The sequence below is a fragment of the Sphingobacterium sp. B16(2022) genome (assembly GCF_012030425.1).
Classification (GTDB): Bacteria; Bacteroidota; Bacteroidia; order Sphingobacteriales; family Sphingobacteriaceae; genus Sphingobacterium; species Sphingobacterium anhuiense.
On sequence record NZ_JAAUVN010000004.1, the window covers coordinates 1 to 26,757 of the forward strand.

Here is a 26,757-nt window from a genome sequence, read left to right on the forward strand (position 1 = left end):
AACGGGCGATCCTGGCTTTGAACTGTAAAAAGGGTATGCGGGCGGACTGTTCGTCCTGGGCCGTCTTTTATGGATACAGTATGCTTTTAGGAAATGGTTCCGCAGAAATTATATCTTCTCGGAGTATTGGTACAGCGGAATCATCGACACTATATATACTATTATTATAGCTGATAAGTTTATTCGTTCCTGTTAATGCTTTCCGCAGGGCCGACATCTTTACTTTACACTATATAGTATATACTACAAAAGGGGTTCAGAGAAGTGCTGCTGTTTTGATATAGCCAGCTATCCCCCGTAGAGATACTCAGGAATAAGGTATATTATAACCTGATCCGGAACTGAAAGGGAACTGATTATTACTTAGACTAGGATTTATATAGAGATAACTGGGATTTTATAGGGGGTTTATAGAGCTTTACCCCTATAAACCCCCTCTTATCCCCCTGTTATACCTCTATTATATTCGAACAAGATCCCTACTTGCTTATAACATGATATCACCCTGCTAACAATGGTATATTTCTAACAATATGCCCGCATCACATCTTTTTCTAAATCAAAAACTGTTTATGGACATCGAACAAAAACTCCCTCCTATTAATGGTTGTATGAATAGGATGATTACCCAAGATTTCTACCAAAAACTTCTACTAAGAGGAATTTTCATTAGACCATCACTATACATTCATTTAAACATAGGTTGAAGGTATCGTAATACTAATTCATCTTAACTCTGCTCTCCTCAAAAAAGTAAGAACAATATTATACTCATATTTCCATAATACCGGGATAATGTAAAAAACATCATTTATTCACATGTCCTTATTCATAAGGAAACATAGAGCTCCTTACTTTGAAAAAATGATTCATGATGATAAGAGTTGCTTTTTTTGCGGAGATAATGATTCCTGACTTTGACGGAGCTTCACGAACAATTTTTCAACTTGTCGACCGCATCGATAAAAAACGGTTTGAATTTTTGTTCATATATGGAACAGGGCCAGATCAAGTACAAGATTTCGAGTCCTTGAAAATACCATCTTTAAGCATCCCGATACAACAGAACTACAGTATGGCGATTCCAGCGCTAGCAGATCAACGCCTAAAAAAGAAACTCCAAGATTTTAATCCTGATATTATTCATATTGCTACACCTTCTGTTTTAGGTTTCTACGGGCAGAGATATGCATTAAAAAATCAAATACCAGTCATCAGCATCTACCATACACACTTTGTCAGCTATATTGACTACTATCTCAAGCATTTCACTTTTTTGGTTGGCCCTACAAAGAAGAGAATTATCCAGACACAGAATAAATTCTATAATAATTGTGATAAAATCTATATTCCAACAAATAGCATCGTTTCCGAACTTACAAAAATGGGCATTAACCCAAGCTTGATGCAGATCTGGAAACGTGGTATTGACAACAGTCTATTTTCTCCAGACAAAAAAGATCACAATTGGCTACAAGAAATAACAGGAAATAGGCATCCGACGATATTATTTGCCAGTAGGCTGGTTTGGGAGAAGAATTTAAAAACCCTGATCGCGATCTACAGCTTATTAAAGCAACAGAACATTCTTTTCAATTTTATAGTCGCGGGAGACGGTTCTGCGATGGACTCTTGTCGACAGCAGATGCCTGAAGCTATCTTTCTAGGCAAATTGAATCATCATGACCTTTCCAAGTTATATGCTTCTTCAACCTTATTTGTCTTTCCTTCCCATTCCGAGACTTATGGTAATGTCGTTATTGAAGCCATGGCATCTGCGTTACCTTGTGTTATTGCAGATGGCGGAGGTTCGGCAGATTTAATAACAGAAGGTTTAACAGGTTTTAAATGTAAACCGCAGGATGCGACAGCTTTTGTTAATCGCATTATATACTTACTACAGGATAACAGATTAAGAAAGGAGATTGGAGATGCTGGATTACAATTCAGCAAATCAATAGACTGGAGCTCTTTAGCTAACATCTATTTTAAAGACTTAGAACAAATGAACAGAACCGCTAAAGATTCAATCATTAAATTTCAGGTTGGTTAATGCGTAAAAAGATTTTCAAAATTACAATTAGTCTTGTCGTACTCTCTTCATTGCTTGTCTTTATCAGTCACATTGATCTTAAGGCAGTATTAAAAGAAGTTACTAACATGGGGTGGAATCTCCTCTGGATCATTGTAATTACGGGTTTAGCATATTTATTGGCTACAGCGGGATGGCAAAATTGCTTCATCGAAAAACCGAACCGTACTTCCTTATGGCGGCTATTCTGCATCCGACATATCGGGGAAACAATAGGACTATTCAATCCCACTAGCATTATTGGGGGCGATTATATAAAAACAGTCTTGCTGAAACCGACGGGTACATCTGAACAAGAAATTTTAAATTCAGTTTTAATATCGCGTTTTTTGACCATTATCACGCAATTTTCATTATTTGGAATTTCTGGTTTTTGGTTTTTAATGAGCACTTTTAATCAAAATATTCCTAAACAGCTGCTAGCGGTACTGTGGATATTAGTGATTACATTTTTTTGTATTCCACTGATTATTTTTATTATTCTCAAGAAATCCAAAGAACTAGAAGTGGCTTCTACGCTATCCTGGAAAGCACTCCGAAAACTAAGTATACGTATTCAGACTATCCTAAATGCGGTACTAACTTTTCATCAAAATCAGCCGTGCAAATGTTATCGTGCATATTTTTATTTTTTCTTACACTGGACTGTTGGTGCTTTGGAGCTTTTCCTCATCTTATACTTTTCAGGTATTACGATTCCGATTATCCTGAGTCAATTTATGGACATGGGTATTATTATTATCAAAAGCTTTGGCGCTTTTATTCCTGCTCAAATTGGGGTGGAGGAATTCGGGAATAAAATTTTACTGACCAGTGCTGGTATCTATACGGTTCAAATCTGGTTGATCATCGCTTTAATAAGACGTTCTAGACAAGTTTTTTGGATTGCATTTGGTTTTTTAGCTTATTTCGGAATTAAAAAAGGGGGGATACTATCCTAATATGGAAATTCTTTGTGTAAGTCATAAATTTCCGCCCACTATCGGAGGGATGGAAAAACAAAGCTTTGAGCTTATTAACGGATTGGCTCCCTATACAACTGTACATAAAATAGTTTATCAGGGGGATGAATCTATTATCAAATTTTTTCACCTTTTAAATAAGCGGATTCTAGCGTTGCTCTTATTACATCCTAATATAAAGGTTATTCATTTTAATGATGGTCTGATTGCGGCTTTGTCTTTAAGACATAAGGGTTATGAACAGTTAAAACGGGTGGTTACTGTTCACGGCCTTGATGTGGTTTTTCCTTTAGCCTATTTTCAACGTAAAATTATCCCTCAATTCAACAAATTTGACAAAATAATAGCTGTAAGTACTGCTACAAGGGAGGCTTCCATCAATCGTGGTATTCATCCCGATAAGATTGAAGTGATTCAAAATGGTGTAGACCATAGTCTTGTCTTGGATAACACTGTGGCTATTGAACCTGTCTTAACGAAATATGGAATTGCCACAAAGGCCGAGCATCTCATCATCGCCCTAGGCAGACCTGTGAAACGAAAAGGCATTTCCTGGTTTATTAAACATGTGCTACCTCAACTTCCATCAGATTATAAGCTGATCTTAATAGGTCCTTTTTCTCCAACCGCAACAAAGAAAGAGAAATTGCTTTATGCTCTCCCATCTTCTCTACGGCATCTAACGATGTTGTTCTTAGGATTTCCATCCGATCAAAAAGCTATACGTCATTATTTACTGGATCCTAATTTCAAAGATCGGTTACAACATATCGGAAAAATTCCTACGACTGATTTGCAATGCTTGTTACGCCACGCGGGATTATTCATTATGCCTAACATCAAAGTCGCAGGCGATATGGAGGGTTTTGGTTTGGTTTGCCTGGAAGCTAGTATCTGTGGGGCGACTGTATTTGCTTCGGATATTGAAGGGATCAGTGATGCGATCATTCATCAGAAGAATGGAATTCTCATACCTCCTGAGCAGGAGATCTGTTGGATTTCGGAAATTAAAAATACGCTTGAGCATCCTTCGCTTCTCAAGAACAGAAGCGAAGAATTTCAAGCGTATTCTTTAGGACATTATAGCTGGGATAAAATGGTAAGGGCTTATTTTAATTTGTTTCAAAGCCTAATTGCACATTCTTAATGTTTCTTTTAGCTCCTCCCCCCTTCCTATTGTAGAAGAAAGCTGAGATATTGAGATATATGGTTTCAGATTTCCCTTCATGTTTATATTTCAAAGTAAACCATCGATCAATACCTCAAGTCCTCGAGCAAATTAAAAGGCACTAATTCCTGTAATATCGTTACCTGTTATCAACAGGTGAATATCATGGGTTCCTTCGTAGGTTATCACAGATTCTAAGTTCATCATGTGGCGCATCATCGGAAAATCTCCTACAATTCCCATGGCCCCTAATATCTGTCTTGATTCTCTAGCGATTTCTAATGCCATGTGTACATTATTACGTTTTGCCATTGAAATCTGTGCTGGGGTTGCTTTTCCTTCATTTTTCAGTACGCCTAAGCGCCACGACAATAATTGAGCTTTTGTAATCTCTGTGAGGAATTCTGCTAATTTCTTTTGTTGTAATTGATAGGATGCGATCGGTTTTCCGAACTGTTCTCGTTCTAATGCATATTTGACTGCAGTTTGGTAACAGTCTATTGCAGCTCCGATTGCTCCCCAAGATATTCCATATCGCGCGGAGTTCAAGCATGAAAAAGGTCCACGGAGCGAATTTACTTCGGGAAGAATATTTTCTGCGGGAATTGCTACGTTTTGAAAGATCAGCTCTCCGGTTTTGGAAGCACGTAGTGACCATTTGTTTAGTGTTTCAGGAGTGGAGAAGCCATCCATACCTCGTTCTACTATGCACCCTCTTATTTTATCTTGTTCATCTCGTGCCCACACTATTGCTATATCACATATCGGGGCATTGGTAATCCACATCTTTGCTCCATTAAGGATATATTGGCCGTCTTTTTTTAACAAACGGGTTTCCATAGCTGCTGGGTCTGAACCATGGTTCGGTTCTGTTAAACCGAAACTACCGATATATTCTCCTAAGGCCAGCTTGGGAAGGTATTGTTTTTTTTGTTCTTCACTTCCAAATGTAAAAATGGGATACATGACTAATGATGACTGTACGGAAGCTGCTGACCGGATGGCAGAGTCTCCTGCTTCTAGCTCTTGCATAATAATACCATAAGCGATATGATCTAATCCTGCACCACCATATTCTACTGGTATATAAGGCCCCAAAGCTCCAATAGCTCCTAATTTTAACATCAGATTGGGAATATCCTCATGATGTTGAGCGGCATGGTCTATAACTGGCTTTATTTCCGTAGTGACAAAATCACGAATGGATTGTCGGATGAGCTTATTTTCATCAGACAATAGCGCATCTATATTAAAATAATCACATGTTGAATTCATATCTGTCATAATTTAATATCTAAATATAGCCAATATTTAGAATATAATTCATTATATTTAAAATATAAACGAATAATATAAACCATTATGATAAAACAAGAATTAAAAGAATTGGGCATTCTAGCGACCAATTTGGGTTCTTCTACGGGACAAAATTGGTTTGCAACTGGTGCGGATATTACTTCCACTTCTCCCGTTGATGGTCAGGTAATTGCTACAGTGACTTGCTCTTCCCATAATGATTATAAAGATATCTGCGATCTGGCGAAAAAAGCATATGCGATCTGGCGCCTTGTTCCTGCTCCGCAAAGAGGTGAAGTGATTCGGTTATTCGGGGATAAATTAAGGTCATTAAAACCTACGCTCGGAAAGCTTGTTTCTTATGAAATGGGAAAATCACTACAGGAAGGCATGGGCGAGGTGCAAGAAATGATTGATATCTGTGATTTTGCAGTTGGTTTATCCCGTCAGCTTTATGGTTCAACGATTCATTCAGAACGTCCCTCCCATCGTATGTACGATCAATATCACCCTTTAGGAGTTGTTGGTGTTATTTCTGCATTCAATTTTCCTGTGGCTGTTTGGGCATGGAATACAGCACTAGCATTGGTATGTGGAGATGTCGTGATCTGGAAACCGAGTGAAAAAACTCCTTTATGTGCCATAGCTTGTCAACAGATTTTGGCGGGGATATTAAAACAGAAAGAATTACCAGAAGGCATCTCTAATTTGATAATTGGAGATAAGACTGTGGGTGAATGGTTAGTACATGATACTAATATTCCTTTAATATCTGCTACAGGCTCAACTGCAATGGGAAAAACAGTAGCACAACATGTTGCTGCTCGCCTTGGCAGGTCTATTTTAGAACTTGGCGGAAATAATGCGATCATTATTACACCGGATGCGGACTTGAAGATGACGACGATTGGTGCTGTATTCGGCGCTGTAGGTACGGCCGGTCAGCGCTGTACTTCAACGCGTAGATTAATCATTCATGAAAGTGTATATGAACAAGTCAAAGCATCATTGATAAAAGCATATGCTCAACTACAGATCGGAGATCCTCTACTTCCAGAAAATCATGTAGGTCCACTGATCGATCAAAAGGCAGTCGCACATTATTTAGATGCCCTATCTGAAATTGAGAAACAAGGGGGTAAGCTGATTGTCACCGGTGGTTTACTCACTGGAAAGGGATTTGAAAGTGGTTGTTACGTAAAACCTGCGATTGCTGAAGTGGAAAACCATTATGATATAGTTCAACAGGAGACTTTTGCTCCAATTCTTTATTTAATAAAATATCAAGGTGATGTGATGGAAGCAATCGCTATCCAAAATGATGTGAAACAAGGGCTGTCTTCGGCTATTATGACTAATAATCTTCGCGAGGCGGAATTATTCCTCAGTGCACAAGGATCAGATTGTGGAATTGCTAATATCAACATCGGAACATCGGGGGCAGAGATCGGTGGTGCTTTTGGAGGTGAAAAAGAAACTGGTGGTGGACGCGAATCTGGTTCGGATGCCTGGAAAGCCTACATGCGGAGACAAACCAATACCATTAATTACAGCACCGAACTTCCTTTGGCACAAGGAATAACCTTTAACCTTTAAATGACAACGACATGAGTACAGTTCACGAAATATTATCTAAACATTTGCTCGCAGATGGTTTTCCAATTGTGATGGATATAGAAAAATCACATGGCTCTTATCTAGTCGATCAAAATGGAGATGCTTATCTGGATTTATTCAGCATGTTTGCATCTGTTGCTATTGGTTATAACCATCCCTATCTCCTAAAGCATCAAGATTTTTTAGGTAAAATGGCGATTAACAAACCTGCTTTATCGGATATTTACCCCAAAGAATTTGCTGATTTTATGCAAGTCTTCGAACGCGTAGCGCTACCAAAGGAACTGCAGTATTGTTTTTTTATTGCAGGAGGAACTTTAGCCGTGGAAAACACTTTAAAAGCTGCTTTTGACTGGAAGACACGTTTAAATTTTGCTTCAGGAATTGAAAAGGAAGCTTCTCAGGTCATTCATTTCAAAGAGGCATTTCATGGGAGATCTGGTTATACACTTTCGTTGACCAATACGAAGGATCCTAGAAAACACATGTATTTCCCTAAATTTAACTGGCCGCGTATCAGCAATCCAAAACTAACATTCCCGATCACGGAAATTGTTTTAAACGCAGTTATTGAAAAAGAAAAAACAGCCATTCGAGAAATCAGAAATGCACTTGACAATCATCCGAATGATATCGCCTGTATTATTATAGAACCAATTCAGGCAGAAGGGGGAGACAATCACTTCAGAAAAGAATTTCTACAGGCTCTGCGCGATATCTGTGATGAGCATGATATTTTATTGATTTTTGATGAGGTACAAACTGGAATTGGCTTAACAGGATCGATGTGGGCCTATCAAACGATTGGAGTTGTTCCCGATTTAATCGCATTTGGAAAGAAGACTCAGGTCTGTGGTTTGCTTGCCAACAAAGAAAAGTTTGACCGCGTAGAAAAACACGTTTTTAAAGAATCATCCCGTATCAATTCGACTTTTGGAGGTGATTTTACAGATATGATGCGCTTTAAACTTATTTTAGAAGTGATAGAGCAGGAAAAATTAATTGAACAGATCCCTAAGAAGGGTGAACATTTTATTCAAAAACTGGAAGCTTTAGCAAGTAAGCATGGACAAATAAGCAATATAAGAGGAAAAGGATTGTTTATCGCTTTTGATTTTCCCAATGAGCAGGAAAGAGACAAGTTTATTAAGAACGCTTTTGCACAGAGACTGATTTTACTGGGCTGTGGAGAAAGGACGATTCGTTTTAGACCGCATCTGAATATTCAGATGAACGAAATCGATGAAGCATTTACGATCATGGAAGGGATCTTATAGCATCTTATTTGTAAAGATTCCCTATTTCAAATGAATCTCGTTACATTTGCCTTTATTATCAAGATAAAATATGGATGCAAGTAAATTAGCGTTGGTTCAATTGGTGACTATTATCCATTTTGTATTAATGGCCATCGCATTATTCAGATTATTTAGGCTCAAAGATGTAACCGGGGGCTTTGTTATACTATCAATATTGGGCATGTGCGTTCCTATACTAGGTCCCTTTGGGCTTATCTTGATTGTAAACAAGAAGAAAAAAGAGATCGATCTAGCAGATACTAAGAAAAGAAGCTCTCCTGTACAAAAAAAGAAAAAAGCCCGTAAATAATATTTAAGGGCTTTTTTTATTTATCCAAGTGGTAGCTCAATTGCTTCACGTGGAACGAAATTTCCGCTATCATCCGTTATGAAACTCATCGGGCTATCTGGATCCTTAATAATCTCAAATAAAATGAAACCCCAAGGTTTCCAGAAATTTTCCAATACCTGACCGTAAACCTTTACCTGCCAGTGATCAAAAATGGGCTTCATGGACATATCTGCCAAAGGCATCGGTTCGACATATATCATTTTTGGGGTATTGAGATAGGTATATTCTGGAAGACGGTTGAAGAGGTATACAGAATAAAAATAACGTGCTGCTATTTCTTCAAATTGAACTGGGTGCAGTGTTTTTCCTTCTACCATTTTTAAAACATCTTCATGGTAGATATTATTCGTTGCATTATCTTGTAAACAGGCAACAATTCCAAAGTCATTCATTCTCAAAGAAAAAATCAGGGTATTGATTTCATCGCGATAATTAAACGTTTCCGCAGGATTATCTACTTTACTGATAAAAATTGAAAATGGATTGGTTCCTTCAAATTCCATTGGTTGCAGTAAGGACTGCAACATCGCATGCAAGTTTTTGAACTTCTGAACGAGTACCTGAGAGAAATTCATCTCTTCGCCTGTTAAGGTCTGTTGGCGAATACCGGTCTGAATTTCATTAAATACAACACCATACAGTATTTTAGACATCCACTGAAATAGTGTGATCTGCGGTAATTCGCTTACAGCATCAAAACCTAGTGCAAATGCACGTTCTACCTCAGATTCCATTTTTTCAATTACCAATGCGGCCTCTACGGAACAAGGAAGTTTTAGACTTTTATAAGTGACGAGAGACTCGTCTAACATCTTAAAAGGTTTTTCTTCTAAATCAAAGGCACGCATCATCCATACTGGAAAAACCTGAATTTGTTCGTCCACAGATGAAAGCTCCTTCCCTGTCAAGAAACAGGTTTGGTTATCAAACTTAAATGTTTTAAATGGATTGTATAGTGATGTTGACATATAGGGCACAAAGGTACACGTTTTATAAAAAGTAAAGTCATCACAAAATAAACTTTGGATTCAATTTATATTATTTTATTTTCAATAATTCCTGAAAATACAAAAACTATTATTACATTTGAATAGAGAAAGAAATAATCCTGGACAAAAATGAAATTAGAAGAAGCAAAACAACAATTTATAGATACTTGGGGGGCATTAGGTACAGAATGGGGAATTAATAAATCTGTTGCTCAAGTACATGCCCTACTGCTCGCATCTAGTAATCCACTTTCAACTGATGAAATAATGGAAAAACTAGTCATCTCCCGAGGAAATGCGAACATGAGTATTCGACAGCTAGTTGATTACGGTGTTGTTTATAAAAAGCATATTGCAGGAGATCGAAAAGAATACTTTATTGCTGAAAAGGAAGTACTAAAATGGGCAATGAAAATTGCAATCATGCGCAAACAAAAAGAATTAGATCCTGTCATGGACATTCTGAAACAAATTAGTGCATCCACTGAAAAAGAAACTTCAGATGATGGAAAAGAATTCCACAAGACAGTGAAAGATATACAAGTACTAACTGACCAATTAGAAACGATTGCAAATAAGTTATTTAATACCAACAGAGGTGATTTATTAATTAAATTATTAAAATTAATGATGTAGCGACATGAATTATAATATAATAGCCTATGGCATATATGGTTTATTGACCATTTACATTATTCTTTTTGTGGGAAAACTTTTTCATAAAAATGGTAGAATCTTCATCATATTTCTTTCCGGAAATAAAGAAAAAACAGCTGATACTACAAATGATATATTATTGATAGGTTATTATTTATTCAACATCGGTTATGCCATTTTACAATTTAGTTACTGGAACCAGTTAACAAGTTTTAATGAATTATTAACAAGTATAGCAATGAAAATGGGCATCTTAATCTTACTACTTGCCGGAATGCATTACATCAATATCCTTGTCATCTATATTTTATCAAAAAATAACACAAATTCTTTAACCATCAAACAATAAAGTCATGGAAAATTTAACAGTTCTCGGTTATCTTATTTACTTACCTATTGCTATAGGATTGACGTATTATGTTGCATATACGCTATTTAAAAACAGTATCGTGTATATGAATGATATTTTTGAGGGTAGACCTGAAGTTGCCAAGGCGACTAATAATCTTTTTCGCATCGGTTTTTACCTGATGAACTTAGGATTTGCACTTTACATTTTAGAAATCACCATGTTTAAACCATCTACGCAAGAATTAATTGAAAGACTAAGCTATAAAATTGGTGGTTTTAGTATTTATTTGGGAATTATGCTTTTTGTGAACATGTTCTTATTCTTTAGAGGAAAACGTATTGCAAAACAAAGTAAAAGCACATTACCTAGTAACTTGCAAGAATCTTAAAAAAATAAAAAAGGGCATCTCTTGTGGAGATACCCTTTTTTATTGAGATAAACGATTTACGCTACTCCTACCTTAAAATTTTCAAAAGTCAAAACAGCATCTACTGTATTTCCCTCTTTTGTCTTCACGCCTTTTAAAGTTGATGTCTTTCCTTTTTCAAGCAGGTTTTTCATCTCTTTTTCTTCCAGCATAATGCCATTCAAGGTGCGCCATATTTTGAAATCACACCCTCTTGCATAATGGTCACATTGTGCGACTTTATCAAATAACTGAATTTGCCCTGCTGCACATTTTGGACATTTTATCTTTCCTTTCTGCAACGGTTTGATTTCTTCATGGGCAATAGAAATTCTTAATTGCAACAGTTCTTTTGTAATGCGTTCGGTGTAGTCTTTGATATGCTTCATAAAGACCTCATACGAAACTTTATTGGCCCGCATTTCTTCCAGTTTCTGTTCCCATTTACCCGTTAGCGTTACTTTGGCTATGGAGCGGTCTTTGACCAGATTATAGACGGTCAACCCTTTATCTGTGGGAATGAGTTTCTTTTTATCGCGCTTAATATAATCTCTTTGAAACAAGGTTTCAATAGTTGCTGCCCGCGTAGCTGGAGTTCCCAACCCACAGTCTTTCATAGCCTGACGCATTTCATCGTCATCGATTTCTTTTCCCGAAGTTTCCATTGCTTTTAACAATGATGCTTCAGTGTGTATCGGCTTTGCCTTGGTAAATCTTTCGGATAGTTCTAACGATAAGATTTCCAATAACTCTTCTGCTGTCAATTTAGGTAATTGGGCATTTTCATTATCTTGATCTTCGGTATTTTTATCTTCATCAGGTAGTTCAACTTGATCTGCTGATAGGCGCCACCCATACTGCTTGATAACTGTTCCTTTTGCAATTAATTCGACACCTCCTGCATTGATCACAACCGTGGTAATATCTTTTAAACAGACATCGGAAAAACTTTCTACCATACGTTTAGCAATCATATTGTAGATATTGCGCTGTTCCTGAAGCAAAGCTCCTGGCTTTTCATCTGTCACTAACAGTGCGTGGTGATCAGTTACCTTCTTCTCGTCTACAGATCTTTTATTGAGTTTTGCTCCGATTAGATTACGTGAAATCGTCGCTATACCTTCTTCTGCTGTATCTGCTAAATGTTGAAATAATGCTTCAATCTGTTCGAATACATCTTCTCCAATATAACGAGAACCTGTACGGGGATAGGTGATGACTTTTTTCTCATAAAGTGTCTGTGCTATATTTAAGGTCTGATCGGCAGAATATCCGTATTTCTTATTGGCATCCTGCTGCAGGGAAGTTAAATCAAATAATAAAGGCGGTTGTTCTTTCGTTTCTTTTGCTTCAACTTTAGTTACTGTGGCCTCCGAGCCAATGGTAATCTTAGCAATAGCTTCTTCTGCAACATCCTTTTTATCTATTTTTTCGGAAGTAGCTTTGAATTTGATATTCTCTTTTTCAAAACCGGCCTGAATTTTATAGAAAGTCTGGGGTTTGAAATCTTTGTTTTCTAAATATCGAGAACAAATCATGGCCAATGTAGGAGTCTGTACGCGACCAAGTGATAATAAACCTCTATTACCTGCGGCCAAGGTGATAGCCTGTGTTGCATTGATTCCAATAAGCCAATCGGATTCAGAACGGGAACGTGCTGACATATATAAACTGTCGTATTCTGTTCCTTCTTTGAGATTTGCAAATCCTTCTTTAATTGCTTTGTCCGTTTGCGAGGATATCCACAAGCGTTTAAAAGGAACTTTTGCTCCAAGGTAGTAGTAAATGTTTCGAAAGATCAATTCTCCTTCTCGCCCAGCATCGGTTGCGACGATTACTTCTTCTGCTTTATCTAGCAAATACTTAATCGTATTCAATTGCTTTAGTGCACCAGCATCATCAATTTGCTTGCCATCACGCTTTAACTTTTTTGATTCCAGTTTAAATTCTGTGGGAATAATGGGCAAATTTGCGATTGACCAATTATGAAATCCGTAAGCTTGTGGTGTACACAGTTGAACCAAATGCCCAAAAGCATAGGTGAAAGCATATCCATTTCCTGAAATGTAACCATCATTGGTTTCTTTTGCACCCATAACTCGGGCCAAATCTCGTGCAACTGATGGTTTTTCGGCAATAACGACTTTCATATTTTTTATTTAGATAAAATACACGATCGCGAAAAGGTGTCTTTTCACAATCCCGAAATTTTTAATATTGTATATTCTTAAGCTTAATCTATTGAAGGAATAATCATACCTGTTATCTTGCGATATAGATCGATGGCATAGACATCTGTCATTCCTGAAACAAAATCCAAAACGGATCTAATTTTAGAATAAGAATCTTCTTGGTCTGTATAAAATTGATGTGGAATTAATGCTACTAATTTTTCATCGTAACTATTTTTATTCTTTTTTAGATAAGCTGGAACAAACTCGGCCAAGAGCGCGTTCATCACTTTATAGCCCGCTACCTCAATCTGCACAACCGTAGGCGCGTTATAAATCTTCGCTACTGATATTTTATTAATTCTTTTGAGATGTGCTACGATATCAGCGTCTAGAGCATCCATCAGTGCAGATGGAAAAGTACCTTTTAAAAATTGTTCCTGCTCATTATAAAATACATCAACACATGCTTTTGTCAACGTATTGATTGCTTTTGCTCGTAACAGTGCTACTCGGCTGGCGGTATCGTAAAGAGAATCCAAACGGGCTCTTAGATCTTCTCCTCCACATAGTGGTAATAGTAAATCTTCAACTTCGGGATAAGATAAAATTTTTAAATGATGTGCGTCTTCTAAATCGATAATATTATAGCAAATATCATCTGCGGCCTCTACGAGATAGACTAATGGATGCCGTAAATACCCCTTAGGATTCGTTGGGTCTTCCAACAATCCTAACTCTGCAGCTATCGTTTCAAAGGTTTCTCTTTCCGATGCAAAGTATCCATATTTTTTACGGTGGTGATTTTTCTTGATATGACCATCAATCGCGGCACAAGGATATTTAACAATTGACGCTAAAGATGTATAGGTTAAAGCAAATCCTTTATCATCTTTTCCGTTGAAAGGATGTGTCAGTATTCGCAATGCATTGGCATTACCTTCGAAATGTGTCAGATCTGCCCATTCTTCCTTCGTTACCTGTTCTTGATATTTACGACCATCACCCTCTGTAAAATAAGTCGAAATGGCAGCTTCACCGGAATGTCCAAATGCCGGATTTCCCAGATCATGAGAGAGACATGCGGCAGATACCATATTGCCGACTTCTTGTAAATAGGGATATAATTCATCAATCTCTGAATCTGCATCTTTCATCTTTGTGTAAAACAAACGTCCCAATGATCTTCCGACGCTAGCTACTTCTAGACTATGGGTAAGTCTATTGTGAACAAATACCGCTCCTGGCAACGGGAATACCTGCGTTTTATTCTGCAATCTTCTAAATGGAGAAGAAAAAATCAATCTATCGTAATCACGTTGAAATTCTGAACGTGCTATTAAATGACTATCACTGACACGATGTTCATACCCCCAGCGTTTAGCGGATAGTAATTGTTTCCAATTCATACTTGTATTTACAGACATATTGCAAATATACATTTTTTGATTTTCTAAGTGCGTTGGCTTTTTCGAAATTGATTTTTTATAAATAGCAAGAATCGTTTTTTAAAAAGTTTATAATCTTTATCTTTAACAAGGAATCAAAACAACCATCATCATGAGTAACTATCATTTGCCGTCTATCCATAATTTTACCAGCACTGTTAACGAGAAGAACACGCACCTTATTATTTTAAAAAATACGCGCGGGATGCAGGTTGCCCTTAGTGATTATGGTGCTCGAATAGTCAGTATCCTTGTCCCTGACAACAAAGGGAAACTTACTGATGTTGCTTTGGGTTTTAGCAATATTGATCTTTACTATCGCGCTGATGAACAATATCACGGTGTCACAGCAGGAAGATTTGCAAATCGTATCGCAAATGGAAGGTTTGAATTAAATGGTAAAGAGTATCAGCTTCCTATAAATAATGGCATCAATTGTTTACACGGTGGACCTGAGGGTTTTCATAAAAAAATATGGGATCGTCGTGTCAGTTATGAATCACAGGCTGAATTTTACCTCGTTTCCAAAGATGGCGAAGAAGGGTTTCCTGGGAATTTGAATGTTTCGGTTACATATACGTTAACAAATGACAATGAAATCATTATCAAATACAGAGCAGACAGCGATGAGGATACCGTGATCAATTTGACCAATCATACTTATTTCAATCTAAATGGAGAGGGATCTGGAGATATTCTAAGTCATCAGTTAAAAATAAACTCCGATGCTTACCTTGCTGTCGATGAGAACCAAATTCCGATTGCAACAGTTCCGGTAGAAGGAACGCCTTTCAACTTTAAAGAATTTAAATCCATTGCGCAGGATATTACTGCTAATGACGAACAGCTGATTGCTGCCAAAGGATATGATCATTGTTTTGTCAACAACAGCCCTATTTCTACAGCTTGCGCTACGGCATACGCTCCGAAATCGGGTATACGCTTAGATGTTTTTACTAGTGAACCAGGGGTACAATTGTATACAGGCAACTGGATGACGGGAAATGACACCGGTAAATCTGGAAATGTTTATCTGCCCTATGCAGGTTTCTGTTTAGAAACACAACATTTTCCGGATAGTCCCAATCAACCGGACTTTCCTTCCACAGTTTTAAAAGCGGGAGAAGAATTTATATCGGAAACTCATTTTAAATTCTCTCTTGAAAAATAGCATGAATTGGTTAGAAAGTTAGATTACTTTTTACACTAACTTTCTAACCGACTAATTGGTTACTATTTCACCAACTGGCTCAAAGCATTTTCCACTTTGTCAAATCCAAATGCGGTGATTACTTCTTTAAACATACGTTGTATCTGATCATTACCTAAATTACCGATACTTCCTTCATGGGTATGGTTCACTTCTTTTGATGGCTGGAATTCTCCTGCATCAATCGCAATACCAATATTTTTATAGGCTTCACGGAAAGGAACACCTTTTAGAACTTCATTATTGACAACTTCAACTGAGAATAGATAATCGTATTTTGGATCATCTAAAACATCTTTTTTCACTGAAATATGTTCTAGCATAAACGTTGCAATTTCTAAACAATCATTCAATGACTTAAATGCAGGGAAAAGGTTTTCTTTTAGCAATTGTAAATCACGGTGATATCCAGAAGGAAGATTAGTTGTCATCAATGCGATCTCATTGGGTAATGCTTGAATTTTGTTGCAACGTGAACGGATCAATTCAAAAACATCAGGGTTCTTCTTATGTGGCATAATACTAGAGCCTGTTGTTAAATGTGCAGGGAATGAAATGAAACCAAAATTTTGATTGATGTATAGGGTGACATCCATGGCAAATTTTGCTAAAGTAGCCGCGATGGAACTCATCGCCTGTGCTAAGATACGTTCTGTCTTACCTCTGCCCATTTGTGCATAGACTACATTATAATTTAAATCATCAAATCCCAATAGATTTGTTGTCATTGTCCGATTTAAAGGAAAAGAAGATCCGTAGCCAGCAGCAGATCCTAAAGGATTTTTATTACATACTTTCCATGCTGCTTTCATCAATTCCAAATCATCGACTAAACTTTCTGCATATGCTCCGAACCACAATCCAAATGAGGATGGCATAGCGATCTGCAAATGTGTATAACCTGGAATCAGGATATCTTTATATTGTTCACTTAATTTAATCAATTGCTGAAAGAAAATCTCTGTATTACCGACCATGTTTTGGATTTCGGTTCTGAAATACAGTTTCAAATCTACGAGTACCTGATCATTTCTTGAGCGTCCGGAATGAATTTTCTTTCCTGCTTCTCCGATCCGCTGTGTTAATAACATCTCTACTTGTGAGTGTACGTCTTCAACAGAATCCTCTATTTCAAATTCTCCGGCACTAATTTCTTGATAAATATTTTTCAGTTCCTGCTGTACAATAGCAAGGTCTTCATCGGTCATCAAGTTGATACTATTCAGCATACGAGTATGGGCCAAAGATCCCAAAACATCAGCGGCTGCTAACTGCAAATCCATCACTCGATCATTACCTACAGTAAAAGATTCGACAAATGAATCAACATCTATATTTTTTTGCCAGATTTTCATTTTTTTAGTACGCTATTTATATACTTGACAAAAATACCATTTGAAAACAAATAAAACAATTGAAGTTCAGGTCATACTATGGATCGATGTGACAATTGATCGAATTCGATCGATTGTTTTACAGTAATGTGGGTATGATTTTATATTAATTAAAAATATTTTTATGTTAAATGTTTGTTAAAACTCAGCAAACAGCGATAGTGAGTGAGCGATTACTTTGTTTTTAATTCACCCATTGTGACAACAATTTAATTTTTATATGTTTGTATCATAAGGGAGAGTGAAATATAAAAATATACGTTTTAAAGTTAGCAAACACTTACTTTTAAAACCGTAAAAAAACCAAACTATGATAGACCATAACGTCTCTAAACTTTAAGAAATTGAACCCTAACTAATTATAAACCAAAATTATACAGGCATATCCCTCCAAGATATGCCTTTATTCTTTTTTATATTTATCTTTGTACCTATAATAGGGTGAATTTTCACGAAACAAAAACTAAAACGATGGGAACAGAAAGCAAAAGACAACAACGTTTTGCAGGTGTATTACAGCAAGACTTAGCTGAATTACTGCAACGCGAAGGTAATAGTTGGGCTCCTGGGGCATTTATTACGGTTACGCGTGTACGTGTAACACCGGACTTAGCTATAGCAAGAGTTTATTTAAGTTTTTTAAATACCAAAACAGCTCCTGAGGATTTAAAAGCAATCCGCACTAAAACAACAGAAATTCGCTACAAATTAGGCTCTAAAATTAAAAATCAAGTTCGGATTGTTCCACAACTGGATTTCTTCTTGGATGACACCAATGAATATGTAGAGCATATGGATAAAATATTTGAAGAAATTAGTAAAGAAACGAGACAACCAGATTAAACAATCTGGTTTTTTTGTCTATTTTTAAAAATGGTTTTCAACTTAGATCCTGATAGTATTAGCTTTCCACATCCTGAACTTGCCGATGAGGATGGTTTACTGGCAGTTGGTGGTGATTTGAGCACGGATAGACTGATCTTAGCCTACGAGAATGGTATATTTCCTTGGTTTAGCGAAGATTCTCCTATACTTTGGTATGCTCCACATGAACGGTTTGTCATCTTTCCAGAGCATTTAAAAATCAGCAAAAGTATGCTTCAAATCTTAAAAACTGATAAATTTTCGATTACTGTCGACAAGGCTTTCACCGAAGTCATCCACAGCTGTGCTAAGATTGAACGTAAAGATCAAGACGGAACCTGGATTACTTCTGATATGATCGATGCTTATCAGGAACTACATCGGATCAATTATGCGCATTCCATAGAAGTGTGGGAGAATGAAAAATTAGTAGGTGGTTTATATGGTGTTTATATCAATCAGGTGTTTTGTGGTGAAAGTATGTTTTCCACCGTATCTAATGCTTCAAAAGCTGCTCTCATATATTTAACTACTCATTTCAACTTGAAATTTGTAGATTGTCAATTCCATACGCCACATTTGGCTTCTATGGGCGGTACAAGTATTTCGCAACAAGAATATCTGTCTATATTAAAAGAACAAAATGCAAACACCTTATAAATCTTACTTTGATATCCCTGAGGACGTTTCTTATTTAACTACACCAGGTTCCGGCTTAATTCCCATCTCATCTAAGGAATGGCGTCTTAAAAGAGATGCTGATTTTTTTTCAACAGCAACAGATCTGCGTGAAAAACAGGGTGAATTTAATCTCGCGGTAAAAAAGAGTATCGGAAAGTTCTTCACAACTACTATTCACAATGTTTATAACACCGCTAATTTTTCAACAGGATTCAATGCTTTGTTGGACCGCTTGCCAAAGGATTCAAAAATTTTATTGTTTGAAGGAGACTATCCTTCTGTTAATTTTCCTGTTATTTCTAGGGGTTTTGAACATGTGACAACCCCTGTTGATGAAAAGTTGGAAGAGCATATCATGCATGCTATTAAAAAACACGAACCGACTGTTTTTATATTTAGTATCGTGCAATACATTTCTGGTATCAAAATCAATCTTGAATTTATTAAACAATTGAAAGAGAAATTTCCGGAATTGCTTATAATTGGTGATGGTACTCAGTTTTTGGGAACTGAAGTTTTTGACTTCTCCCAGTCGGGATTTGATGTTGTTGGTGCCAGCGGTTATAAATGGCTTTTAGGTGGTTATGGCAACGGTTTCCTTCTTGTTAGTGATTATGGAAAACAGATTTTGTTTCCAAACTTGGACACACAAAACGTCGAAATTGACAAAATGTGGGCAGGAAAAGGTATCGATCAACTTTATTTTGAGCCTGGACATCTAGATACTTTATCTCACGGAACATTACAAAAGGGTCTGGAGTTTTTGTCCGAACTCGGATTGGAACACACATCTGCTTATACGCAACAATTAGTAAAGCTTGCCAAACAGGAATTGGGTAAACGGAAAATATTAACCGAAGTGGCTATTAACAGAGCTGAAACAAGTACAATCTTTAATTTGCAGATTGATCAAGGGCACTTTAATATATTAATGGAAAACAATATCAAATGCTTTCCACGTGGTAATGGTATAAGAATCGGATTTCATCTTTATAATGATGAAACAGATTTAGAAAAATTATTAAGAATTATTGATACTAAAATTTTAAAATAACATGGGTTTCAAAATAGGCGATTTAGTACGGTTTGTAGATGAACCAATAGAGGGACATATCACCTCCTTTCAATCCAATGACCTCATCGGTGTAACAGATGATACTGGATTTGAAATACCTGTACAGGCAAGTAAATTGACTTTAGTGCATGGAAATATGCGCCGTGATGATGATGAGCTTAATGAGCAAGCTGAAGAAATACCTTCAAAATTTATTGAGAAGGGTATCTTACTGGCAATTTCTGGTGATCATAAAGATGGATTAGCGAAATTGCATCTCGTGAATCAGACTTCTTATGAATTATTGGTTAGCATTGCGGATACCAATGTCAATAAGGCTAAAGGCATATTTGCTGAAAAAATCAGTAAACATGATTCTGTTCAATTCTACTCTGGAAATTTTGCTACTGTGGGTAAATGGCCAACATTCCGTTTTCAGATTATCAGACATGCCAACAGTTTACAAGCGATCCAAAATCCAATTGTAAAAGAACAGCGTGTACGTCCTGTCGATTTAACGAATCCAAAGGAGATCAACGATATCCTTGGCGAAAAAGTATGGATATATGAACTGGATAAAGAAGAAGAGGATTTAGGCTTAGATAAACTGAAATCTCATTTTATTTCACATCGTCCGAATAAAAAATAAGCTTGGAAAATTTCCAAGCTTATTTTTTATTCTTCAATCTGTTTAACTTTTTTCACACTCAGTAATAAAAGTGCAATACCGACTAAATAGACAATCCACCCCCAACGCATATGTATTGATTTGGATAATAGCCGATCTGCAAATCCCCATCCGAAATAATTATTGATCTTAAAAAATACGGCAGAAATACTGATCAGGTACCAAACTGCTGCTACCCGGGTCATCAAACGATATCCTGTTAATTGCCTTACAAAGAAAAGTAGGGCTGTTATTCCTATAATCATATAGGTAATAAAAAACAATGCAGTATCTGTTTGATAGAGGTTCCAATTTCCCTTAATCGGCACCTTTAACATCGGCAACATCCCTGCTAAGAGGCAGAGAATCAAACCTGATAAGGCTAAGCTTTTTCTGATGATAATCATAATATCCAAATTAATATGGCGCAAAAATAATCATCTGCCTGATGAGTTTTGATATTTATTTTTATTAAAATTTATATTCTATCAGCGTGCACAAAAAAACTTGATCGTGCCTAGAAAAACAAAACCCCGAGGAGGCAATTAGCTTTTCTCGGAGTTTTTAGATTAGTAAAGATTGACTACGAATTGTTATATCCCACTACAGGATCAATAGTTAGTCTTTCAGGAATTCCAATTCAAAATTATTCAGGTATGGTTTTCCATCATAATTGAAGTCTGCTAGAATTTCGATATTCATCCAGTATAAACAAAGCGCGGCAATGTCACTTGTTGCTGTTGGTATGGAGATCTTAGCTGTTATAGGCTCGGGATTAGTCCCTGGAGCATAAAAGTCCTCTAAATAGTTCCATTTATAATCTCCTGATAGACTCATATTGTATCCTCCAGAAGCCTTATTGAAATATGTACCCTCGGATCCTTCATCCATTGGCCAGAAACCAATTAGATTACTATAATTTGGATGTTTTGTGATATCTTTTAAACCAATAGCATTTTTTATTGTAGTAGCATCAAGTGCTGCATTATAATAAGCTAGATTAGCAGCATGCATATTTAAATTAGTACCGCCACCGTCAACATTCTTATAACCAACCCGTAAAGCATCAATGGCTGATAAATTTTTAGTGGCTAAAATATCACCCGAATTATTGATCACACCATCTGTATAAGTAGTTACTGTACGAGCTGTTGCTGGTGATCCTGTGGTTTTAACAACCATCGTCAACGTATGCCAAGTACCCAGTGTTAAATTACTTCCACCAGAAATCTGGGTCTTACCCTTACCTCCATTTCGGGTTCCACCAATTACTGTACCCCAGCTAGTACCACTTTGAAGCCAAAGCCAACCTGTCATACTTTGCCCCAACAAGTCACTTCCTTTAGACAAAAAACCTGGATAACTAGTGTTCACATTAAGTTTTACGTCCATTTGTACGGTAAAATCTTTAGTTTCACCTCCATCATATAGGTTATTGTCGTTACCTACTTGAGCCCTTGCTGTTGCACCTTGAAACAATACCGGATTGAATCCCGATTTTTTCAATTCATATTCCTTCAAATTAGGTTGGCTTACAATCGTAAATCCGCTTTTCGCATCTGTATTGCTTCCGCCATGGTTTGTGGTCACAATAACTAACCAATCCTCCTCAGTGTAATTTTTTCTGGCTTTAATGGCTTCAACAATATTTCCGATGTATTCATCCGACTTATCGATTGCACTTTTAAACTTTGCATTATTAACCGTATAACCACCGTCTTCACCTGCTTTTTGCACATCCCGTAAATTAACCATAATAGTGCCTAAGCTATTTACCTTACTCAAGAGGCTAATGGTACTATCTTTAACCGCGAGATCTGAATTAACGTCAGGTGCATAATCTGCATTTCTCACGTAATTTCTTAGTTCATCCCAAGTTGTTACCATCGCTGTGCTTACCGATTTGTATTGGGTAACATAATCCAGTACATTTCTAAAATTAACAATTTCGCCATGTTCTTCATCATCGCCATGCTCCGTTCTTTCAAAATTATCAGCACTTGTTTGATGTTTTGAAAAACCTGTCCCAGTTAACATCGAAACCCAACCTGCTGCATTTGATGTTGTAGGTAGTGTGTTAAACGAATACTTGGAATTCTTCTGTAAAGTGGCCAGATTTGTTGGCACAGCTTTTTGTAGTTCATCACCAGACAAACCGTCAATACTGATCACAATAACCTTACGCTGAGTACCATTAAAGTCTTTAATATCCTCAAATACAGGAGGAGGATTGTCGTATTTTTTACAAGCTGTAAAAGATGAAACACCTACTGCAACGAATAAAAAAGTTCTAAATATTTTTAAATTTACTTTCATCTACATATTTTTTTGATAGAGAAACTCTGTTAAATGAAAGCGCAAATAGCTTTCATTTAACACTGTTTCATCCTTATTCATTCAACAATTACGGTCTAATCAAATTCATTTCACCAAATACCACATATGGATTAGCTTTGTATCCATTTTTTACAATTACTTTAAAGAATTTTCCAGTTACATTACCTTTTGGAAAAATATATTCAAATCTATTGTTGCTTGCAGGCAGAGTTGTTTCTCCAATTTTTGTGTATTCAATATTATCTGGACTAGAATAGATTTCGATATCTTTTCCATCTCCTTCTCTATTACCTCCTGGTCTTCCATTAAAGTACATCCCTTTGATTGGCATAATTGCCCCTGCATTGAACACAAAACTAAATGGATAGCTTTCTGTCGGTCCTATATCACTATATTTTGAGTGATAGAAGGTATTCACATTATCATCTACCAAATCATTAACTGACCCTTCTTGTGCAGGACAGCTTGTAGAGACAACAGTTGTTTTATATACGATGGCACCTGTTCCACCTGTTTTGTTTAAAGGATTATAGGTCCATATTGTTTGTGACAATAATGGATACTTTTTGGATATTTTAACTGCAACAGAAGGACTATAGGTAATACCCCAAGCATCAAAAAATGGCGCTAAATCTATCTTAGTGTAGTCTGATAACTTTTCGTAAACCCAGTTATGCATGGTAATATCATTTGGATTATATCGTGTCGCTTTACGTGCTTCTTTATATAAATGTGTCATTGCTCCATACCCGTATAACTCAAATATCTGCACAAAAGGTGTCATCCGTTTAAATGGTGCATCGCCCCAGTCCACATCAAAATTTTTAGCAACACCTGTTCGAGTGGCATAAGCGATTGCCTCAGGAAAATCACTGTTAACAGCAGGATGCAAAACACTGTAATTTGCACCAATACGATTGGCTACTTTAAAACTAAATAAATTATTCGTTGTTTCGCCTAATGTACTCCAGCTCCAGATACCTCCCTGCTGACAGTTGTGTCCAAACTCGTGATAAGAACCCCACATGCCATCGCTGGTACTGATGGCTTTAAGACTCGTCATACCGCCAAACCATTCGGAATCATTATAACCGACAAATGGAAAACCACTATGTCCATAGCCATTCGTTAGCTGAATATCCAATACACCTCTCCAAGCTCCCTGGGGGCTACGGTCTCTTTCATCTTCTGCATCGTCTGACAATCCCATCCAGCCATTGTAATCCAGTTCAAATACATCATTCCATTTAGTCATTACCGCAGTTGGATTGGTAAACGGCTCTGAAGATGTAAACGATTTTACAACACGATCTCTAGGGACAAGAAATACCACCCGTTTCGTTCTTAACTCCAACCATGGCACTTTAGAAGCTTTCACTTTTTCTATCCATTGGTCATTGTTAGACTGTCCTAGCACAAAGTCGGGCGAAACACATGCATTGGTGATCGTAAATTCGACCGGATTTGGATACGCCCGATCTGGACGGATATAGACCGTACCTCCATATAAATTGCGAACAAAATTATTTCCAGGATAAAGTTGCTGACGCATGTAAATAATCGGATCGCGCAAGAGTGGTAATTTTCCTGTTAAATTATCGGTATGTCCACCAATCTGCACGGAAAGTCCTTCAATTCCCTGTGGTACCACAATCTTAATGAGTTCTCCTGGCGCGGCATAATATCCTGTACTAAACTGTGGCTCCGGGGCAACCGATATTCTAAGGTTAAGCGTTGTTTGCTTTGTAAAATTCAAATCCAACGTAAATTTTGCGTCGACCACACGTGGTTCTGCAATATCTACTAAACCGGGAAAAACTCTGGCTTTAGCATACATGGATTTATCTATAAGCTTGAGATTGGTATCAATAACTCCACCAGCTTCATTTTTTGAGTCATCCGGATAACCGTCCGGGATATTATAACCATACTTAGAACACGATGTTACGGCTAACAACATCGTCATACTAAATATTGCCGTAAATTGATTAAGTTTCATAAGTTAGTCTTTTGGTAAGTTAATAGTAGGGTTATAAAATTTACCCATTAATCCCCAAGTTTTTGGAATAGATATGTTCATCCAATTATAAATCATGACTGGAATATCGACACCATTTGGTACCGCTAAAAATGCTGATTGAGATATATTTGGAGAAATATTCGGAGAAATATCCATAAAGTTTGCAAATTGGATCGACTCACTAAAATCAAAATTATTACCTTTTCCTGAACGGTCGAACATCTTGTCGCCAGATTCTTCATTTCCTGGCCAAAATCCAATTGCATTTGCAAAGTATGGATTATCGATTCCAAATTCTTTCCTCATATATGTCCCCATTTCTGCATCTGTAAGTGCTTTATTCAGAATTACCAAATCCCTAACTAAGATATTTGAATTAGATGAGGCATCGGTGCCTATTCTTAGTGGATAGTTATTGTCTGCATTTCTTCCAGCAATATTTGAAGTGTTTTGCAAAGCTCCATCTGCAAATACTTTAAGATTACGTGCACTTCCGCTTGGAGCGATCGTAAATCCCATTGTATGCCAAACCCCATCAATCTGATTAATTTTACCACTAGGGCGATTATACAATGCCCAATCAATCTGAAATGAATTACCACCCATTAAAAATCCCCATCCCCCTTCGTTTACTCCCGTACTAGCAGGATCTCTTTTACCCACGAACATCGGGTAATTGACTTCTCTACCAATATCATTACGAACTTTAAACATTAGGGTGTATTCTCCTGTGGTTCCAAAATTACCAATGGAAGTATTACTATTTAAAAATGCAACCCCATTCGTACTTCCATTATTAGAAGCGAATCGAGGTCCAACTCCTGCATAAGGTAATGCATCGACGTTAGGTTTCACATAATTGGCAGAAGTGAATTTAGGGTTGTAAAAAGTAACAAATGTATTTCGCGATTCATCTTCATAAATATTTGATCCCGGCTCACCCCCAGAAGCTCCTCCCCCTTTATTGGAAGCAATAATCACCAACCAGTTTTCACCATTGTATGTTTTTCTAGCTTGTAACGCGGTCATAATCTCTCCTACATAATCATCGAGCTTGCCAATAGCAGCTGTATACGCGGTATTATCCTCCGAGTAGTCATTCCCAGCAGCTTCTTTAGCACCTTTAAACTGGGCGACCAATAACGATGGGTCTTGCGTAGACAACTCCGCAATAACCGCATCTTTTACAGCGGCATCATTTGCCAAATCTTTCTTTTCTGTTGCATCTTTTGCCAGAGTACTGTTTAATCCTGTTGCAGAAGCAAATGAAACTGTTCTCACATTTTTAATTTCAGCTTTCAATCGAGTAAAAACTGTAGGTGTTTTTTGATTATCAAATCCACTGAAATCATTTGATTGAACTTGATGTTTTGTATAATCGACTCCTGTCAACATCGTTGTCCATGCCCCAGCGTCTGTTAAGTTATTGCGCTGAAAATCAGCTAATCCATCATAAGTAAACATGGATCTTTTTGTAATTAAACTAATGTTTTTAGGTCCTAGGCTCTCTACGACAGATCCTTTAACTCCGTCTAAAATAAGATACAGAACTCTCCTTGAACCATCACTTACTCCTAAGGTATCATTTTTAAAAGAATCTGGAAGTGTATTCACAAACTCTTTATTACAAGATGAACTGACTAGGATTGTAGCGACAAAAGCTGCAACACCCAACATTTTCATACCTATCTTTGATTTTATTTCTCTTTTCATATTTAAATA

Annotated in this window: 23 protein-coding genes; 14 read left to right on the forward strand and 9 right to left on the reverse strand. The window is 36.9% G+C overall.

The genetic code is table 11. From position 1 onward, the window contains the following. The first annotated feature begins 871 nt into the window (after positions 1-871). From HCX49_RS18285 to HCX49_RS18295, 3 genes are read left to right on the forward strand one after another with little or no spacing between them, the layout of a single operon-like run. Positions 872-2,053, forward strand: coding sequence for a glycosyltransferase family 4 protein (locus HCX49_RS18285; protein ID WP_237682847.1), 1,182 nt, complete (start codon positions 872-874; stop codon positions 2,051-2,053). Beyond that, positions 2,053-3,033, forward strand: coding sequence for a lysylphosphatidylglycerol synthase domain-containing protein (locus tag HCX49_RS18290; protein ID WP_168127847.1), 981 nt, complete (start codon positions 2,053-2,055; stop codon positions 3,031-3,033). Before HCX49_RS18285 ends, HCX49_RS18290 begins: the two co-directional genes overlap by 1 nt. A gap of 1 nt (position 3,034) precedes the next feature. Beyond that, positions 3,035-4,201 (forward strand): glycosyltransferase family 4 protein, encoded by a 1,167-nt coding sequence (locus tag HCX49_RS18295; RefSeq protein WP_031288632.1) that lies wholly within the window; start codon positions 3,035-3,037, stop codon positions 4,199-4,201. A 132-nt stretch (positions 4,202-4,333) separates the two neighbouring features. Here HCX49_RS18295 and HCX49_RS18300 read toward each other — a convergent pair whose 3' ends face one another. Continuing rightward, positions 4,334-5,506: an acyl-CoA dehydrogenase family protein gene (locus HCX49_RS18300; RefSeq protein ID WP_021190589.1), complete on the reverse strand. Its 1,173-nt coding sequence runs from the start codon at positions 5,504-5,506 to the stop codon at positions 4,334-4,336. Positions 5,507-5,584: 78 nt separating this feature from the next. Here HCX49_RS18300 and HCX49_RS18305 point away from each other — a divergent pair, with 78 nt between their 5' ends. The 3 genes from HCX49_RS18305 (at position 5,585) to HCX49_RS18315 (ending at position 8,743) form a co-directional block, all read left to right on the forward strand. After that, complete coding sequence (locus HCX49_RS18305) at positions 5,585-7,114, forward strand: aldehyde dehydrogenase family protein (RefSeq protein ID WP_168127848.1); 1,530 nt, start codon at positions 5,585-5,587, stop codon at positions 7,112-7,114. Positions 7,115-7,125: 11 nt separating this feature from the next. After that, on the forward strand, positions 7,126-8,412 hold the full coding sequence (gene lat, locus HCX49_RS18310; RefSeq protein WP_168127849.1) for an L-lysine 6-transaminase: 1,287 nt from the start codon (positions 7,126-7,128) through the stop codon (positions 8,410-8,412). A 70-nt stretch (positions 8,413-8,482) separates the two neighbouring features. Continuing rightward, positions 8,483-8,743, forward strand: coding sequence for a hypothetical protein (locus HCX49_RS18315; RefSeq protein WP_021190586.1), 261 nt, complete (start codon positions 8,483-8,485; stop codon positions 8,741-8,743). A gap of 20 nt (positions 8,744-8,763) precedes the next feature. Here the strand turns inward: HCX49_RS18315 and HCX49_RS18320 are convergent, their stop codons facing one another. Next, the gene (locus HCX49_RS18320; RefSeq protein WP_021190585.1) at positions 8,764-9,753 is read right to left on the reverse strand and encodes a hypothetical protein; all 990 of its coding nucleotides are present in this window, start codon (positions 9,751-9,753) and stop codon (positions 8,764-8,766) included. A 150-nt stretch (positions 9,754-9,903) separates the two neighbouring features. Between HCX49_RS18320 and HCX49_RS18325 the strand changes: the two genes are divergently transcribed. From HCX49_RS18325 to HCX49_RS18335, 3 genes are read left to right on the forward strand one after another with little or no spacing between them, the layout of a single operon-like run. Further along, positions 9,904-10,410: a GbsR/MarR family transcriptional regulator gene (locus tag HCX49_RS18325; RefSeq protein WP_021190584.1), complete on the forward strand. Its 507-nt coding sequence runs from the start codon at positions 9,904-9,906 to the stop codon at positions 10,408-10,410. Positions 10,411-10,414: 4 nt separating this feature from the next. After that, the gene (locus HCX49_RS18330; RefSeq protein ID WP_021190583.1) at positions 10,415-10,780 is read left to right on the forward strand and encodes a hypothetical protein; all 366 of its coding nucleotides are present in this window, start codon (positions 10,415-10,417) and stop codon (positions 10,778-10,780) included. Between the two features lie 4 nt (positions 10,781-10,784). Continuing rightward, positions 10,785-11,171 (forward strand): hypothetical protein, encoded by a 387-nt coding sequence (locus tag HCX49_RS18335; RefSeq protein WP_021190582.1) that lies wholly within the window; start codon positions 10,785-10,787, stop codon positions 11,169-11,171. Between the two features lie 56 nt (positions 11,172-11,227). Here HCX49_RS18335 and HCX49_RS18340 read toward each other — a convergent pair whose 3' ends face one another. Then, complete coding sequence (locus HCX49_RS18340) at positions 11,228-13,339, reverse strand: type IA DNA topoisomerase (protein ID WP_168127850.1); 2,112 nt, start codon at positions 13,337-13,339, stop codon at positions 11,228-11,230. 83 nt (positions 13,340-13,422) lie between these two features. Continuing rightward, positions 13,423-14,787 carry a deoxyguanosinetriphosphate triphosphohydrolase gene (locus HCX49_RS18345; RefSeq protein ID WP_132771495.1) on the reverse strand — a complete coding sequence of 455 codons (1,365 nt, stop codon included), beginning with the start codon at positions 14,785-14,787 and terminating at the stop codon, positions 13,423-13,425. Positions 14,788-14,920: 133 nt separating this feature from the next. Here HCX49_RS18345 and HCX49_RS18350 point away from each other — a divergent pair, with 133 nt between their 5' ends. Continuing rightward, the gene (locus tag HCX49_RS18350; protein WP_168127851.1) at positions 14,921-15,979 is read left to right on the forward strand and encodes an aldose epimerase family protein; all 1,059 of its coding nucleotides are present in this window, start codon (positions 14,921-14,923) and stop codon (positions 15,977-15,979) included. A gap of 62 nt (positions 15,980-16,041) precedes the next feature. Here HCX49_RS18350 and argH read toward each other — a convergent pair whose 3' ends face one another. Further along, complete coding sequence (gene argH, locus HCX49_RS18355) at positions 16,042-17,373, reverse strand: argininosuccinate lyase (RefSeq protein WP_168127852.1); 1,332 nt, start codon at positions 17,371-17,373, stop codon at positions 16,042-16,044. A gap of 510 nt (positions 17,374-17,883) precedes the next feature. Here argH and rbfA point away from each other — a divergent pair. Genes rbfA through HCX49_RS18375 form a run of 4 tightly spaced genes read left to right on the forward strand, consistent with a single transcriptional unit; the run spans position 17,884 to position 20,660 of the window. Further along, positions 17,884-18,255 carry a 30S ribosome-binding factor RbfA gene (rbfA, locus tag HCX49_RS18360; RefSeq protein ID WP_132771498.1) on the forward strand — a complete coding sequence of 124 codons (372 nt, stop codon included), beginning with the start codon at positions 17,884-17,886 and terminating at the stop codon, positions 18,253-18,255. 30 nt (positions 18,256-18,285) lie between these two features. Beyond that, complete coding sequence (gene aat / locus HCX49_RS18365; protein ID WP_168127853.1) at positions 18,286-18,936, forward strand: leucyl/phenylalanyl-tRNA--protein transferase; 651 nt, start codon at positions 18,286-18,288, stop codon at positions 18,934-18,936. Beyond that, positions 18,920-20,011: an aminotransferase class V-fold PLP-dependent enzyme gene (locus HCX49_RS18370; RefSeq protein WP_168127854.1), complete on the forward strand. Its 1,092-nt coding sequence runs from the start codon at positions 18,920-18,922 to the stop codon at positions 20,009-20,011. The genes aat and HCX49_RS18370 overlap by 17 nt, the downstream gene beginning before the upstream one ends. A gap of 1 nt (position 20,012) precedes the next feature. Beyond that, the gene (locus HCX49_RS18375; protein WP_132771501.1) at positions 20,013-20,660 is read left to right on the forward strand and encodes a hypothetical protein; all 648 of its coding nucleotides are present in this window, start codon (positions 20,013-20,015) and stop codon (positions 20,658-20,660) included. Positions 20,661-20,686: 26 nt separating this feature from the next. Here HCX49_RS18375 and HCX49_RS18380 read toward each other — a convergent pair whose 3' ends face one another. From HCX49_RS18380 to HCX49_RS18395, 4 genes are all read right to left on the reverse strand, one after another. Then, complete coding sequence (locus HCX49_RS18380) at positions 20,687-21,085, reverse strand: hypothetical protein (protein WP_168127855.1); 399 nt, start codon at positions 21,083-21,085, stop codon at positions 20,687-20,689. 211 nt (positions 21,086-21,296) lie between these two features. After that, positions 21,297-22,994 (reverse strand): alkaline phosphatase family protein, encoded by a 1,698-nt coding sequence (locus tag HCX49_RS18385; protein ID WP_168127856.1) that lies wholly within the window; start codon positions 22,992-22,994, stop codon positions 21,297-21,299. An 88-nt stretch (positions 22,995-23,082) separates the two neighbouring features. Further along, a complete protein-coding gene (locus HCX49_RS18390) occupies positions 23,083-25,014 on the reverse strand; it encodes a M60 family metallopeptidase (protein WP_168127857.1) in 1,932 nt (643 codons plus the stop codon). Positions 25,015-25,017: 3 nt separating this feature from the next. Beyond that, entirely contained in the window at positions 25,018-26,748 is a 1,731-nt protein-coding gene (locus tag HCX49_RS18395; protein ID WP_168127858.1) for a DUF4983 domain-containing protein, read from the reverse strand. Positions 26,749-26,757: the final 9 nt, after the last annotated feature.

Bases quoted from the DNA above. Each gene is read 5' to 3' on its own strand.
- HCX49_RS18285 (WP_237682847.1), top strand. From the start codon at position 872: ATGATGATAAGAGTTGCTTTTTTTGCGGAGATAATGATTCCTGACTTT.
- HCX49_RS18290 (WP_168127847.1), top strand. From the start codon at position 2,053: ATGCGTAAAAAGATTTTCAAAATTACAATTAGTCTTGTCGTACTCTCT.
- HCX49_RS18295 (WP_031288632.1), top strand. From the start codon at position 3,035: ATGGAAATTCTTTGTGTAAGTCATAAATTTCCGCCCACTATCGGAGGG.
- HCX49_RS18300 (WP_021190589.1), bottom strand. From the start codon at position 5,506: ATGACAGATATGAATTCAACATGTGATTATTTTAATATAGATGCGCTA.
- HCX49_RS18305 (WP_168127848.1), top strand. From the start codon at position 5,585: ATGATAAAACAAGAATTAAAAGAATTGGGCATTCTAGCGACCAATTTG.
- lat (WP_168127849.1), top strand. From the start codon at position 7,126: ATGAGTACAGTTCACGAAATATTATCTAAACATTTGCTCGCAGATGGT.
- HCX49_RS18315 (WP_021190586.1), top strand. From the start codon at position 8,483: ATGGATGCAAGTAAATTAGCGTTGGTTCAATTGGTGACTATTATCCAT.
- HCX49_RS18320 (WP_021190585.1), bottom strand. From the start codon at position 9,753: ATGTCAACATCACTATACAATCCATTTAAAACATTTAAGTTTGATAAC.
- HCX49_RS18325 (WP_021190584.1), top strand. From the start codon at position 9,904: ATGAAATTAGAAGAAGCAAAACAACAATTTATAGATACTTGGGGGGCA.
- HCX49_RS18330 (WP_021190583.1), top strand. From the start codon at position 10,415: ATGAATTATAATATAATAGCCTATGGCATATATGGTTTATTGACCATT.
- HCX49_RS18335 (WP_021190582.1), top strand. From the start codon at position 10,785: ATGGAAAATTTAACAGTTCTCGGTTATCTTATTTACTTACCTATTGCT.
- HCX49_RS18340 (WP_168127850.1), bottom strand. From the start codon at position 13,339: ATGAAAGTCGTTATTGCCGAAAAACCATCAGTTGCACGAGATTTGGCC.
- HCX49_RS18345 (WP_132771495.1), bottom strand. From the start codon at position 14,787: ATGTCTGTAAATACAAGTATGAATTGGAAACAATTACTATCCGCTAAA.
- HCX49_RS18350 (WP_168127851.1), top strand. From the start codon at position 14,921: ATGAGTAACTATCATTTGCCGTCTATCCATAATTTTACCAGCACTGTT.
- argH (WP_168127852.1), bottom strand. From the start codon at position 17,373: ATGAAAATCTGGCAAAAAAATATAGATGTTGATTCATTTGTCGAATCT.
- rbfA (WP_132771498.1), top strand. From the start codon at position 17,884: ATGGGAACAGAAAGCAAAAGACAACAACGTTTTGCAGGTGTATTACAG.
- aat (WP_168127853.1), top strand. From the start codon at position 18,286: ATGGTTTTCAACTTAGATCCTGATAGTATTAGCTTTCCACATCCTGAA.
- HCX49_RS18370 (WP_168127854.1), top strand. From the start codon at position 18,920: ATGCAAACACCTTATAAATCTTACTTTGATATCCCTGAGGACGTTTCT.
- HCX49_RS18375 (WP_132771501.1), top strand. From the start codon at position 20,013: ATGGGTTTCAAAATAGGCGATTTAGTACGGTTTGTAGATGAACCAATA.
- HCX49_RS18380 (WP_168127855.1), bottom strand. From the start codon at position 21,085: ATGATTATCATCAGAAAAAGCTTAGCCTTATCAGGTTTGATTCTCTGC.
- HCX49_RS18385 (WP_168127856.1), bottom strand. From the start codon at position 22,994: ATGAAAGTAAATTTAAAAATATTTAGAACTTTTTTATTCGTTGCAGTA.
- HCX49_RS18390 (WP_168127857.1), bottom strand. From the start codon at position 25,014: ATGAAACTTAATCAATTTACGGCAATATTTAGTATGACGATGTTGTTA.
- HCX49_RS18395 (WP_168127858.1), bottom strand. From the start codon at position 26,748: ATGAAAAGAGAAATAAAATCAAAGATAGGTATGAAAATGTTGGGTGTT.